The following is a 14958-nucleotide window of genomic DNA, read 5'->3' on the forward strand; positions in this document are numbered from 1 at the left end:
GACATTTTTCATTGAAAATCATGTTGTTTTTACATTTTTTAATTCAAAGTCTTTATAACAATATATTCTTCACGGTATAATAGAAATGAAATAATCTAATAATTTTTCAAAAAAATATTTCATATTAATCTTATATGCTAATTGGAGGTACCTATGGATTTTAACAGAATTATCAATTTTTCAACTGAACTTGGTACTTTAATGCTTGAAAATGGCGCTGAAACATATAGGGTTGAAGAAACCATGAACAGAATCTGTTTAGCTTATGGAATAGAAAAAGTTGATGTTTTTGTAATTCCTACAAACATAGTAATAACAATAAAAGTTGATGAAAGTGCCATTTCAAGAACTAGTAGAGTAACAAGTAGAACTATTAATTTAGATAAAATATCTAAATTAAATAATCTTTCAAGAGAAGTAGCATTTAACAAAATTTCTATTGAAGATGCTGAAAATAAACTAAGTAATATAGCTAGTGAAAAAGAATATTCTCTTAAAATAAAGATATTAGGATATTTAATTACAGCTTCAACATTTACTTTACTTTTTGGAGGGAATTTAAAAGATTCTTTATTCTCTGGCTTTATAGGAATAGTACTTTGTCTTCTTTCATATTTTTTAAATATTTTAAAGACAAACAATTTTTTTATAAATATAATATCTGGAGCTTTAGCATCATTACTAGCCTTTCTTGCGGTAAAATTCAATATTGCTCCTGATCTAAATGAAATAATAATAGGGTCTTTAATGCCATTAGTCCCTGGACTTGCTATAACTAACTCACTTCGTGATATAATAGATGGAGAGTTAGTTGCTGGAAGTGCAAAATTTATTGAAGCATTTTTAATAGCTGTTGGAATTGCTATTGGAAGCGCCAGTATTTTATCTATATTAATAAATCAACATGGGGGTATGGCTCTATGAACCTAATAATCAACTCAATTTATGCTTTTTTCAGTGCTTTAGGTTTTGGGATAATCTTTAATATAAAAGGTAAGAATTTATTTTTTTCTTCTCTATGTGGTTGTTTAGGATGGTTTGTTTATCTTTTTTCTTCAAAATTTATAAGCACAAATGAAAATTTCAATTATTTTTTAGCAGCTATTTTTATATCTCTATTCTCTGAGATTGCAGCTAGGGTATTAAAAGTTCCTGTATTAGTATTCTTAGTATGTGGAATAATTCCTTTAGTTCCTGGAGGAGGTATGTTTTATACAATGCTAGAAACTTTAAAAGGAAATCTAGATAAAGCTTTATCCCTTGGATGCAATACATTAATGTTAGCTGGTTCTTTAGCTACTGGAATTGTTTTAATTTCATCATTTACTAAGCTATTCTTTTCTATAAAAAGACTTATTAAAAATAAAGTTAATCAAAATAATAACTATTTAAATAAAAACATTTAACTTACTTAAAATACTCTTATACTTTTAATAAATAATCTATACAAAAAGACTAAATCTAAGATTTAATATCAACTTAGATTTAGTCTTTTTCACTATCTTAAATAATCATTTTCTTCAGAATCCCATGAAACAAAATAATAAACATCCATTAAGTTATCAAATTCACCCCTAACAAAATCTATTATTTGACTTCTTGAATTACTACTGTGCTTTTTATCGTAGTCTTTCCTTATAGTTAAACAATATTTTTCTCCATTATCTGTGTATCTTATTATATCTTCTACATACTCTGATTCGTTTTCATAACCTCTATAATCATTATCCTTAATTAAGTATAACTTATAACCCTTATCTTCTAAAGCCATAAGTATATTTTCAAATTTTTCTTTAAGCTCATAATTTTTTCTTATCTTATTCACAAGATTTCTTTGTTCTATAGTACTGTATTTATCTAAATATAATGCTGTGTTCCAAGAATCACCACTTATCCCTAGTTGAATTTGAGGAATATAATTAAATACCATATCATCTTCTATTCTATTTCCCTCAATATCATGGAAAAGATTTAGCACTTTTATAAGTTTTCTAATATCAGCTCTATTTTTTCCATAGGATAAATATATTCTATCAACATACTCATCATTAACTCTCTTTGATGGCCAAGTTATACTTGTTATATATTGCTTTTCCCAATGAGAACTTAATCCTCTAGAATTCATAAATTCTAAAAGTCCAGAATTATGCAATTCTCTTAACTTATCAGCTGTAACTCTTCTTCCTTCTAATATAAATTTATCTCTATTTCTTGATTTGTCTATATCAAAAGCTCTAAAATCACTTTCTAAAAAAAAGTTTCCCATATTTATACCCTCCTTAATAAAACATCTTAAAGTTTATTTTATTAAATATTTAATCTCATTATACACCTCTTAAAAATCACTTTAAAATATTTTCATTTGATAAATATTAACCTAAAACCTTAGAATTTTTATATCTATTTAAAAACTTATTGTTTATTGTATATAAAAAGAATTATTTTCCTTATTTTTTTAAAAAACTTCAATATATAATATAATCCTTTTTATTTAATATTAATTTTTAAATAACTTTTTATTACTGCCATATAATTTATAAAATAATAAAGAAAGTTTATATACAGTATGATATAAAAAGAGTCAAAGATAATAAAAATCATCTTAGACTCTCTTTTCTTAACTTATATAAAACTCTCTTTAAATTACTTTTTCTCTACTCTCTCTTTTGAATTAGCTATTAATGAACATAAGTTAACAAAAACTTCTGGTAAGGACATAAATTTAGGATATGCTAAATATCTTGGTTGCCAAACTGGTGAAAACTTTGACTTATATCTTCTAAGCCCATCAAAGCTATAGAATATATTTCCACCATTATAAACTAATCTTGCTATCTTTTCTTGTAAATGTGAATGAGCATTAAATCCAACATTAGCTAATGGTGCTTCTCCTAAGCTAAAATATTTATATCCTTTTTCTTTAAAAGCTAGAAATAAATTAAGCATTAAATAATCCATAGAAGCATTAGGAGCATCTTTATCTATTCTCATTAAGTCTATTGCTACAGTCTTTCCTCCATCATTAGCATCCATTATTGTTACAAAGCCCCTAATTTTATTTTCTTCCTCATTCTTTAAAATAGCTATAGGTGATCTTTGTATATAATCTTCACTAAACCATCCTAATGAAAATCCTTTTTCCTTTCTGCTTCCTAGCCATTTATCAGATATTTCTTTTAATTGACTTATTACTTCCTTATTGAAAGGTGGTTCTATAATCTGAAAACTATAACCTTCTCTTTCAACTCTTCTTAAGGTGTTTCTAAAAGCACTTTTTTTGGAACCAACTAAGTTAAATTCCTCTAAATTTACTACTGCCTCTTCTCCTATTTTAAAGAAATAGTATCCCGCATCATGATAAGTAGAAAAGTTTTTTTCTTCTATTTCATAGAAAACAACATCATATCCATATAGATCTGTAAACTCTTGAAATTCTTCTATACTACTATATAGATTTTCTCTAGTGGCTATAGGATCTCCTAAAACTATTATTTTATCTTTGTATTTACTATACATTATTAATGATTTACCTTCATTAGCCCAAAAGACTTTCTTATCTTTTAAATAAACTAAATGAGAAAATATAGTTCCATAATCTATTTCACTATAAAACTTTGATATCTTATCTAAATCTGCATCCATATATCTCTCATCCTTTTCTATTTTAGGCATAGTCAAATACCATATTATAACGAATATTATGAATGCTATATAGGTATATAAAGCTATTCTTAAATAGCCTCTAGTATTTTGGAAAAAATCTACATAATACCTATAGTTTCTGCTAAAATGTATATTAAACTTATGTATAAAGCTTGCAAATATAATTATTACAAATAAAAAAATAATTAATATTGTGCTTAATTTAGTTAATTTCATTGGAATACTTTCTCTATAAAAGCTTTTCTTTGATAATATTAACAGAATTATAACTCCTAAAATAAATATTCCTTCTGTGTAATCTAAATCTTTTATAAATGCAAAGGCTCCCCCAATTATAAGTAATGTTAGTGTAACATAATAAGCTCTTTTAACTTTGAAGAAAACTTCCCTTGAAGTCATTATTAACATCAATCCAATTAAAACTGAAGCTCTATGTGAAAATCTTAAAAAGGATAAACTATATATAGTATCCAAAAATTTTATTTTATAAAATATTGTAGGATAAATTCCTGAAACTATTAAAAGAACACCACTTAAAAATACTAGAGCAGATACTATTATATTTGATATATCACTTAGTATTTTATAATTCTTTAATAATTTTTTTATATTTTCATAATTCTTTTTATCTCTTAAAAACCTAATAGCATTTTTCACACTATTATAACTCTTTTTTAGTGAATCCCACATATTATCTCCTTTCTTTGAAGAATGCATTAATTTGTTATCAAATTATTCATATTTAACTTGTATATAGTATATAAAATTTTACTTTATAAAGCAAATCACTCTCTATACTTATAAAAATAAAAGTAGGGTCTAAAATTAATATTCCCTACTTTTTAAATATATTTACTTATTTTCTATTGATAAAGTTTAAAATATCTATCCATAACCTTTTCTAGTTCAACAACACTTATATACTTAGCTTCCCTTAAGATTTCTTTACCATCTATATAAAGTATAATTGCTGGAAACATAAAAATACTTAACTGTGCTACTATATCTATACTTTTATCTGCTTCAACCTCAACCATTTTTGCATTTTCATATTTTTTTATTAGTTCCTCAATCTTAGGTTTCAAAACTCCACATGCACAACAAGTGTTAGTACTTAAATAAACTAATCTTATTCCTCTTTCTCCACAAAAATCTTTAAACTCATTCTCATTATCAATAATCCTCATAATCTCATCTTCTTTCTAATTATGTATAAAGGGATGAATTTCTATAAAATTCATCCCTTTATACATAATTATATCAGTAATAAAATAATATTCAATTTAAACATTTATTGCCCATTGATATATCCTATCATTTAATTTCGGCAAATAAGGCTCATGTCCATAATCAGGATACAAAACTAGTTCTTTTTCACAAAGTATATTGTTATATGCTGCAAACTGAGTTGATGGAGGACATATATCATCCATTAGGCCTATTGCCATATTTACCTTTCCTTTTATTCTATGGGCCATATTTTTTATATCAATATATCCTAAAGTATTAAAGACATATTCTTCATTTTCATGATTTGGATCTATGAATTTAAAATATCTTTTTAACTCATCATAAGCTTCCCCGCCTAAATCCATAAACCACACTCTTTTATAATCGCATAAAAATGGATAATATGCATATACTCCTTTAATTCTATTTTCTAAAGCAGCACAGGCTAAAGACAATGCTCCTCCCTGTGATCCTCCTGTAGTAATAACTCTATCTTCATCTACACATTCCATATTCATTATAATTCTAGCAAGAACTACAGTATCTAAGAATATATTTTTAAATAATAATTTTTCTCTTCCTTCAACTAATCCTCTTACTATGTGTCCTTTTACTGTAATTCCTTTAACCCCTCCAACATCTTCTGATAAACCAGCTTGTCCTCTACAATCCATAGATATTACGCACATTCCACTAGCTACATAATGAAGTTTATTGCTCCAATCAGTACTTCTTCCTTGGTAACCATGGAATTCTAGTAATGCTGGCATTTTTCCTTTAACCCCTTTAGGTTTCATAAATTTAGCATATATCTTCGCTCCATCTATACTATTAAAGTATAAATCATAACATTCAGCTATAGGACTTTGAAAATCAGCCTTTTTCATTTCAACCTTAACATCTAAGTTATCCAATTCTTTTAACTGCTTATCCCAAAATTCATCAAAATCTTTAGGTAAAGGACTAACTCCTTTATACTCATAAAGCTTTTCTAAAGACATATCTAACATTGGCATAATAATATTCCCCCTACTCCCATAAACCTATAATATAAAAATAATTATTTTCCCCTATAAATAATTATTTTAGAGCTAAACTTTTAATCAGCATCTTATTTAAACGTTTAACCAACATCTAAATTTTACCATTAAATTGTATTTTTTTCAAATATTGAATTATAAATTCTATTTTCTATATTAATAATAAAGATTTTTCATCTTAAAATCACCTAAAAAAACGTTAGTTAGGAATAGAGTTTCCTAACTAACATAAAATAACAAACTAATTTAAATCTATCTATTCTTCTCTTTTCTTAGAAAATTTTAAGAAACATCCTCCAAGAGTTGATATAACTCCTAAAAGAATTACTCCTTCTCTGCCAAGTTCTACTCCTGTTTGTGGCAAAGAATCATTTTTGTCCTCATCCTCAATATTATCGTCATTTCCACCATTGTTTTCATCATCATTTAAATCATCATCACCTTCATCATCTAAATCATCCTCTGGTATATTTATTTTAAATGAAAGCTTAATTTGATTTTTATTTCCAGCCTCATCTTCGGCTTCTACACTTAAAACATATTCTCCAGATTTCTCTATAGACTTTCCGTCCCATTCTTCTCCATTTAATTCTATATAAAGTTTAGCGCCTTCCTCTGTTGTAACTATTGGAGTTACAGGTTTATCATAAGTCTTTCCATCTTCAACACCTTCTATTTTTATTTCTGGAGGTGTTATGTCCTTATTTTCATCATAAGTTGAAGAATATATCGTATTAGAAATTAATCTATATTTATGCTGAGGATGGGCTTTATTCATTAAGTTATCAGCAAATAAAGTTACATTTTTCCCATTTATCTCTTCCGTAAAAGCCATTACCTTTCCCTTTGCTTTTTCATTGTTAGGCCACCATCCAGCAACAAAGAAATCCTCTTCATCGCTTATTTTCCCAAGCACTTTAGCATTCTCTGAAACACTTGAAATCCAAGCTCCGTTAGCTGTATATATTAGTTCTTCCTCATCATATCCAGATGTTATTACACTATCTAAGTTATAAATTCCTTTTACTAACCCTTCATGATATCCATATTGATCTGTTGTTTCATAATCAAATTTTGGTATTATATTACTACTTTTAACAGCATCTAAGGACCACATTCCTATTCCTAAATAATCCTTATCTTCATTTAGATAATCTAAAGTAGCATTTCCATAATCATCTACTATTATAGTTGCATCATCAACAGGAACTAATTCAAATCCAAGTTCCTTTAAAATCCATGTACTTTGAGCTGAACCAATATTCGCAACCTTAGGTTTCTCTAAAGTCTCACTCTTAATTTCCTCATTAGCTTTTTCCACTTCTAAATAATATTCATTACATAATTCTTTAAGATCATTAACTTCGACTAAAAAATCTCCCTTAGAAAAATCATCTCCTGAATTTAAAATGACTTCTACTTCTTCTCCATTTTCAAGAAGTTTATTTACAGCCTTTATAGTATCTGTACTTGTATTTTCTAAAACAACCTCATCTCCATCTTCAAAAATAGTTATAGGTTTTTTCACATCTTTTACAGTATCATATTTGTTTTTAAATACATCAGCTTGTCTAACTTCATATTCATCAAATCCTCTAAGAGCTGGGAAATTAACAACAATTTCTGCATACATTTCATCAAAATCTGAAACATCATATCCATCATATAAAAGCATATTAGCTAATCCTCTCTTAGCTTGATGCATGTCCACAATATAGCTTCCCTTTGGATATTTTGTTTCATTTATCTCTACATCCTCAGTTGTAATGCCAACTTTAACCCCATTTCTTAAAAGATGTTCAACCATATTATAAACTTCTAATACGTTTTTTTGTAATTCATCATCTACTGGTAAAACATAATATTCAGGGAAGAAGTTTTCATTATCTCCTCTTGGTCTTCCAACTGATTCGCCTGCCTGATTCACAAGATATTTATCCACTGTCTCCTTTGCATCTATTCCCTTAATACCACGATCAAGATATTCTAACTGATTTAAAAATAATTCATCTTTATTGTTTTGGATATAATTCATTGAACCAAAAAGTCCATAAACTAAAGCATTAACACTCTCTTCATTTAGCTCTGGTATTTCGATTGTATGTCCTAAAGAACCATGATGCATTGCAAAAACCGGTGTATATGATGGACCGCCATCATCCCATCCTGTCTCATAGTCTTCATAGGGAATTAGATAACTATCATATTTACTATTAGCAATTCCACTTTTACCAAATATATTGGCTTGTTCTAGCATTTTATCTACTAATAAATCATACTCATAATTTGGATCATGAGGTGGAGTACAAGGTTCTATTAAAAATCCTGATACAAAGCCATGTAATTCTAAAAAGCTTATAGGATTCCACTTAGCAATTTCTTCTACAACTATTCTAGTTTCTTTTTGTGTTTGATACCCATTATCTCTATTTAAATCAAATCCATTTGCATTCTGTCTTTTATTATAGTATCTTCCATCTGGGTTCTCTGTTAAATTCAAAAGAATTATAACATCCTCTAAAAGATCATCAATATTTAATGTTTCTTCCTTAGTTCCACCTTGAAGATTTTTATCATCAATTGCCACATTATAAGTTATATTTTCCTCTGTGGTTAGTTTTTTTAGAGTTTCTATCTGAGCATCAACTCCTGGAGTTTCATCTGGATGAATATTATTTATAAACATTGGAACTTTATAATCCCCTAAACTTCCATCCTTCATCATACTTTGAAGTTTCTCAGGATTATCATTCATAAGTGGTACAATTTCATTTAAATACTTATCAACAGAAACTTTATCCTTTGCCATAATAACAAAATGCATATCTCTTCCTTCTACAGATTGTCCCAAAACTTCATATTCTAAATATATATCTTTTCTAGCATTTTTAAATATTTCATCTACTGCTGGCTTTAATTCATCATATTTTTTATAACTATCATACACATTTAACTTCATTGATGTTTTTTTACTCTCACCTGAAACTGAATCATTGATTTCAAGCTCATAATCCCCTATTAACTTTGGAAATTCTCTTCTATATCTTGAAGCATCTTCTGTTCCATATAACAGCTTAAACTTTAAAGTAGCCTTAAGCTTATTTCCTTCAACTACTGGTTCCTCAAGAAATTCTATATAATTTTCACCTGTATAAGTTCCATCTTCTATATTCCAAGTTTTCCACTCCTCAAACTCTTTGCCCCCAAGAGTCCAGACTAAATTCTCAACTTGAATGTTATTTTTAAACTCAACCTCTACCTCAATCTCTCTTTCATCAGTCATAGATATTAAGTTATTACTTAAGATTATTCCCTCAGCAATATTTTTATTTTCCTCTTCCTCTACTAGAAGTTCTTTTTCCTCATTTTCATTTAAAGTTTCATTAGAATCATAATCCCCATTATTACTTCTAATCTCTTCTGAAATGACTACATTTTCTCCTTCCAAAACTTCCTCTGCTGAAACACTAATAATAAAATTATTTAGTAAAAGACTAAAAGATATTGCCCCTGCTAAAATAGTCTTCAACTTATTATTTTTCATTTCTTTGCCCCCTTTATTTATTTGTATATTTATTGCTTATTGCTTTTACAAAATTTATTATATTGTATATTTATTCACTTTTCAAGAAAATATTGCATAAATATAATATAAACTTTTTATATCATTTAAAACATAACATTGTATTGATTACTTTTAGTAGAACATTAAAAATTTCATATTGCTAAACAACGAATAATTATTCACCAAATACTGTATATTTATATATGATGAACATTATATATAAATATACAGTAAAATGTGCTTTTAAAATAAATCATCTTCTTTAAAAAATTCCAAATTCAGTAAAAATATTTTTAATTTTATTAAAAAATTTACTCTTAATATAAATAATGTACATCTATTAAAATACATATTAAATTATAATTCTTATTGATGATTTTCTTTCTCATCAATATATAAAATTAAGGAGATTAGTACATGGATAAAAAGAAAAAAATAATCAGCTCAATTATTGGAATTATAATTGTTCTTATTGGTGGATATTTTGGAATAGATTTAACACAAAACTCTAAGTCACCTAATGATGAAAAGCTTATGATTTCATACATGGATGTTGGACAAGGGGATGCAGCTTATATAAATGTAAATGGAAATGATATTTTAATAGATGCTGGTCCAAGAAGCAATTCTAAAGAACTTCTTGAACAATTAAAAGCTAAGAATATTGATGACTTTGAACTAGTTATTGCAACCCATCCACACGAAGATCATATAGGGGGAATGGTTGACGTATTTAAAGAATACAAAGTTAAGAGCTTTTATTCTCCTAAGGTTACACATACAACTAAAACGTACGAAAATCTTGTTAAAGCAGTAAAAGATGAAGGATTAAAAATAAATGAACTAAAAGGTGGCATGGTTATAGACTTAGGAGATGGAGCTAATTTTGAAGTATTTACTCCTCAAAACTCAAATTATGAAGAACTTAATGACTATTCACCTATAATGAAATTAAACTTTGATAAAACATCTTATTTATTTACTGGTGATGCAGAAAAAATTGCTGAAAATGAAGCTCTAACTAAATATAAAGATTCTCTTGATTCTGATGTCATTAAATTTGGTCATCATGGTTCAAGTAGTTCATCAAGCTCTGCCTTCATTGAAGCTGTTTCTCCAAAGTATGGAATAATCAGCTGTGCTAAAGATAATAAATATGGACATCCTCACAGAGAAACTTTAGATATAATCAAAAAGTATAATATAAAAACTTTTAGAACTGATATAGATGGCGAAATAATATTGACTTCAGACGGAAAAAATATAGTATTTAACAAATAAAAAAAGACACTAGTTTTTAACTAGTGTCTTTTAATTCCTTATAATTTAAGCTTCTTCATGAGTAGTCATATCACCTGATTTTAAAGCTCTTCTTTCAGCTATTAAATTCTTAACTAAAACATCAATAGTCCAATTAATAGATGTTTCTGTAACCATTGCAACTAATGGTCTTTGTATTCCTACCTTTTTTAAGTTTTCTAAAAATATATGCACTTTTCCTGGAGCTGTAGCATTAAATATTATGGCTCTTTCCTTAACGCCTTCCCCTTCTTTGCTTTCCATTTTATCTTCTAATATATTCTTTATAGTTTCTTCTCCATTTTTAGAGCTTAAAACTATTTGATCTTTTATTCCCATTATTCTAGCAAAGTTTTGTATCTTTTTTAATTCTTTATTTCCAAAGTTATATAGAATTACACAACTTCTACCTTCTTGTTCACTTCTATCTGAAATATCTATTCTTTCAAATGACATAATTAATTCTCCTTTAATAACAAATTATAATTATTATTTAATATCAATTATATCATATTTAAATTAATAATTATATAATCTAAAATTATGTTTTAAATTAATACTAATTTTTAGCTAATCAAATATATTAAATTTTAAATTATCATTTAAATCTTATTGAAACTATTTAAACACTCCTCTATATTATTACTCAAAAATAAAAGAGACATACATGCAAAATCATCAGCACCAGCACATAAAACTTCCTTGAAATTCTCTTCATTTATTCCTCCTAAAGCCACTACAGTACAATTTACTTTTTCTCTAATTTCTTTTATGAACTTACTTCCTCTAGGAATTGCTCCAGGTTTACATTTAGTTTCAAAAATAGGAGACACGAGTATATAGCTTGCTCCTAATCTATCAGCCTCCATAGCCTCATTAATAGAATGAATAGATACTCCAACATCTAAGGATTTAATATTTTCTAAATTTCTCTTAAAATCATTAAAACTTAAATGAATGAACTTTTCTTTCAAGATATTTACTGCCTCAATATTAGAGTTTATTATTATCTTTGTCTCTTCAGAAACTAACTCTCTTATCTTCTTATATATCTTTATTAATTCATCTGTTTTTAAATCTTTCTCTCTTAAAATTATATTTTTAACACCATATTTACTTGACTTTTCTATAGTATTAAAATATTTTTCCTCACTTACTAAATTTCTATTTGTTATTAAAAACATATAAAATCACCATTTTACTTAAATATTACAAGTTTAATCTAGAATCTATGCCAATCCTTAAATATAGGTTGATATCCTTGACTCTTTATTAACTCTTTAACCTCACTTACAGAACTCTCATCATTTATATCAAATTGACTTGTTCCCTTTTCTTTCAAAGAATGTCCTCCAACAGCAGTAGAAACTCCAGCACTCATTTTACTTACTCCTAAAGGAATTAAATTCTTTCTAAAATTCTTCTCTTCTCTAGTCGAAATATTTATTCCCCCTTGGGGATCAAACAGCTTATAAGCTAAGAGTATTTGAACTAGTTCCCTATCATTAACTTCATTTAACTTTTTAAGCCCCCCTTCACAGGGTCTTATTCTTGGCAATGAATAACTTATGTCTATATAAGGATACTTATCTCTTAAATATCTTCCATGCATCGCTGTAAAGAAGGCATCAACTCTAAAATCAGCTAATCCTAATAATGCACCTATACTAATACTTCTCATTCCAGCCTTAGCTCCTCTCTCTGGAGCCTCTAACCTAAATTTATAGTTTTTCTTTGGTCCTGCTACATGAACCTTATCATATGTCTTTTCATCGTATGTCTCTTGATATACAGTAAGCCCTTCTGCGCCAGCTTCTACTGCTCTTTTATATCCTTCTTCTGTCATTGGATATATTTCAAGAGTTATAGACGGAAATTTCTCCTTTAAAGTTCTAATACTATCTTCTATATAATTTACTGGAGTATGATATTCACTTTCCCCAGTTAATATTAAAATGTGTTTAAAACCATCCTTTGAAATAGCTTCTCCCTCTTTTTCTATCTCTTCTTGGTTCAACTTCTTTCTACATATTTTATTTTCTACATTATACCCACAATATGAACATTTATTTATACAATAATTTGAGATATACATTGGTGTATATAGTAATATAGTTCTTCCAAAATATTTTAAAGAAAGTTCTCTTCCTTCTTGAGCCATTTCTTCTAAAACTTCTTCTCCTATTGGAGATATTAAATTAAGTAAATCCTCTGGGCTCTTATTTCTTTCATAAATACTTCTTAATACGTCCTCCCTTTTTACGGAATCAAAGTATCCATAAAAATCAAACTCTCTATATTTTTCTACTACATCATAAAAACTCAATTCAATCATCTCCTAATCTAAGAATCCAGTAAGTGGAGATGAAGCATTTCCAAATTTTGATTCTCTTCCCATTTTAGATTCATAGGCTAATCTGCCACCCTCTACTGCCATTTTAAAAGCTCTTGCCATATTTATAGGATTTTTAGAAGATGCTATGGCAGTATTAACTAAACATGCCGCCGCTCCCATTTCCATAGCCTCCATGGCTTGGGATGGTTTTCCTATTCCGGCATCAACTATAATAGGAATATCTAGTTCATCTATCATTATTTGAATTAGTTCCTTAGTTTTCAAACCTCTATTGCTTCCTATTGGGGCTCCCAGTGGCATTACAGCTGCTGCTCCTGCCTCTATTAACCTTCTACCTGCATAAAGATCTGGACACATATAAGGAAGTACAATAAAGCCTTCATCAGCCAATACTTTAGTTGCCTTTATAGTTTCTTCATTATCAGGAAGTAAATATTTAGAGTCTGATATAACTTCTATTTTTATCCAATTTCCACACCCCATAGCTCTTGCTATTCTAGCTATTCTAATAGCCTCCTCTGCATTAGTAGCTCCAGAAGTATTAGGTAATAATATTACATCCTTTGGTATGTTTTGAAGAATATCCTCTTCCTTATTATCTAGATCCACTCTTCTTAATGCTAAAGTTATAACTTGAGATCCACTTCCCTCTAATACATCTTTTATTATCTCATTTGAAGGATATTTACCACTTCCAACAAAAAGTCTATTTTTTATTTCTACTCCACCTATTATTAACTTGTCCATAAAAATTCCCCTTTTCTACTCTTTTTTGTAAATTTTTCAAAATCATATATGAAATTGTTAGTTAATAAAACTTATAATTATCACTAAATATATTTATAAACTCTTTTTAATTGGTTCTGTTTTAGACTAATGTTGATTTCTAGAAATCAAACTTCACTTAAAATATAACCTTTTAGTTTAGTCTTTCTTAACAAATTCTATTTTATTAACAGCTATATCTATAACTAAATTAGCCATATGATTTGCACATATAGAAACTCTAGGAGCCATTAGTCCACATCCCTCTTTAGCTTCATTTACTAAATCTCCACAAATATAAAATTTATCTGTTATCTTCTTTGTTTTTATTAAGTTTGAATCATAAAAACCTGCCATTCCTGAAGATGAAATTAAGTATTTTTCTTTCATATTACTTAAAACATAGTTTGCTAATAAAGCTTTATAATCTGGATTATCAAAGGCCTCTATTATTATGTCAGCTTCTTTTAAAATCTCCATATTATCCTCAGAAAGTTTAATATTTAAATCTTCTATTTTTATAAAAGGATTTATTCTCATTAAATTTCTTTTTAATGCAGACACCTTAAACTCTCCAATATCGTCAATATAATATTGCTGTCTATTTAGATTAGAAGGTTCTACTATATCAAAATCTACTAATCTTATATTTCCAACACCTAGTCTTGCTAGAGAAATAGCAATGTTAGATCCAAGCCCCCCACATCCAGCTATTAAAACCTTAAGTTTTTTAAGTTTTTCATGAATACCTGGTGTATGTCTTGAGACCATTAATTCTTCTAATTCCTCTTTCTTAGGCTTAATTCCTTTTTTAATAAAAACAACTCTATCTCCATCTTTTAACTCTTTATCTTCTCCAAGTGGAAATCCATTTAAAACTATAACATCAGCATCATTTAATTCTTTATCCCTTAAAGAATAGACTGTACAATTTTCTTCAACCTCTTTCCACTTTTCATTAATCTTTATCTTCATAAAGGCTCCTTATATCTTTTTCTCTTTTTTCTCTCTTTTACTTTCAACCAACTTTTATTTTCTTA

At 27.7% G+C, this 14958-nt stretch carries 13 protein-coding genes; 3 read left to right on the forward strand and 10 right to left on the reverse strand.

What is annotated here, in order from left to right; all coding sequences use genetic code 11:
* The first annotated feature begins 153 nt into the window (after positions 1–153).
* Both AC2A4K_RS11300 and AC2A4K_RS11305 read left to right on the forward strand, forming a co-directional pair.
* On the forward strand, positions 154–924 hold the full coding sequence (locus tag AC2A4K_RS11300) for a threonine/serine exporter family protein (RefSeq protein WP_322502595.1): 771 nt from the start codon (positions 154–156) through the stop codon (positions 922–924).
* A complete protein-coding gene (locus tag AC2A4K_RS11305) occupies positions 921–1406 on the forward strand; it encodes a threonine/serine exporter family protein (RefSeq protein WP_322502596.1) in 486 nt (161 codons plus the stop codon). The genes AC2A4K_RS11300 and AC2A4K_RS11305 overlap by 4 nt, the downstream gene beginning before the upstream one ends.
* Positions 1407–1498: 92 nt before the next feature.
* Here the strand turns inward: AC2A4K_RS11305 and AC2A4K_RS11310 are convergent, their stop codons facing one another.
* From AC2A4K_RS11310 to AC2A4K_RS11330, 5 genes are all read right to left on the reverse strand, one after another.
* Positions 1499–2266 carry a hypothetical protein gene (locus tag AC2A4K_RS11310; RefSeq protein WP_322502597.1) on the reverse strand — a complete coding sequence of 256 codons (768 nt, stop codon included), beginning with the start codon at positions 2264–2266 and terminating at the stop codon, positions 1499–1501.
* Between the two features lie 377 nt (positions 2267–2643).
* The gene (locus tag AC2A4K_RS11315) at positions 2644–4353 is read right to left on the reverse strand and encodes a phosphatidylglycerol lysyltransferase domain-containing protein (RefSeq protein WP_322502598.1); all 1710 of its coding nucleotides are present in this window, start codon (positions 4351–4353) and stop codon (positions 2644–2646) included.
* 173 nt (positions 4354–4526) lie between these two features.
* Positions 4527–4850 carry a thioredoxin family protein gene (locus tag AC2A4K_RS11320; protein ID WP_322502599.1) on the reverse strand — a complete coding sequence of 108 codons (324 nt, stop codon included), beginning with the start codon at positions 4848–4850 and terminating at the stop codon, positions 4527–4529.
* A 96-nt stretch (positions 4851–4946) separates the two neighbouring features.
* Complete coding sequence (locus tag AC2A4K_RS11325; RefSeq protein WP_322502600.1) at positions 4947–5909, reverse strand: acetylxylan esterase; 963 nt, start codon at positions 5907–5909, stop codon at positions 4947–4949.
* Between the two features lie 280 nt (positions 5910–6189).
* A complete protein-coding gene (locus AC2A4K_RS11330) occupies positions 6190–9477 on the reverse strand; it encodes a M14 family metallopeptidase (protein WP_322502601.1) in 3288 nt (1095 codons plus the stop codon).
* Between the two features lie 438 nt (positions 9478–9915).
* Between AC2A4K_RS11330 and AC2A4K_RS11335 the strand changes: the two genes are divergently transcribed.
* On the forward strand, positions 9916–10779 hold the full coding sequence (locus AC2A4K_RS11335; RefSeq protein ID WP_322502602.1) for a ComEC/Rec2 family competence protein: 864 nt from the start codon (positions 9916–9918) through the stop codon (positions 10777–10779).
* A gap of 45 nt (positions 10780–10824) precedes the next feature.
* On the opposite strand, the gene AC2A4K_RS11340 is transcribed toward AC2A4K_RS11335, so the two are convergent.
* The 5 genes from AC2A4K_RS11340 to thiF form a co-directional block, all read right to left on the reverse strand.
* Positions 10825–11253 carry a DUF3783 domain-containing protein gene (locus tag AC2A4K_RS11340; protein WP_322502603.1) on the reverse strand — a complete coding sequence of 143 codons (429 nt, stop codon included), beginning with the start codon at positions 11251–11253 and terminating at the stop codon, positions 10825–10827.
* 146 nt (positions 11254–11399) lie between these two features.
* Complete coding sequence (locus tag AC2A4K_RS11345) at positions 11400–11981, reverse strand: thiamine phosphate synthase (RefSeq protein WP_322502604.1); 582 nt, start codon at positions 11979–11981, stop codon at positions 11400–11402.
* A gap of 38 nt (positions 11982–12019) precedes the next feature.
* Entirely contained in the window at positions 12020–13123 is a 1104-nt protein-coding gene (gene thiH / locus AC2A4K_RS11350; protein ID WP_322502605.1) for a 2-iminoacetate synthase ThiH, read from the reverse strand.
* Between the two features lie 12 nt (positions 13124–13135).
* Positions 13136–13900: a thiazole synthase gene (locus AC2A4K_RS11355; protein WP_322502606.1), complete on the reverse strand. Its 765-nt coding sequence runs from the start codon at positions 13898–13900 to the stop codon at positions 13136–13138.
* Positions 13901–14077: 177 nt separating this feature from the next.
* Positions 14078–14893 carry a sulfur carrier protein ThiS adenylyltransferase ThiF gene (gene thiF / locus AC2A4K_RS11360; RefSeq protein ID WP_322502607.1) on the reverse strand — a complete coding sequence of 272 codons (816 nt, stop codon included), beginning with the start codon at positions 14891–14893 and terminating at the stop codon, positions 14078–14080.
* Between the last annotated feature and the right edge of the window lie 65 nt (positions 14894–14958).

The sequence above is a fragment of the Clostridium sp. LIBA-8841 genome (assembly GCF_057782475.1).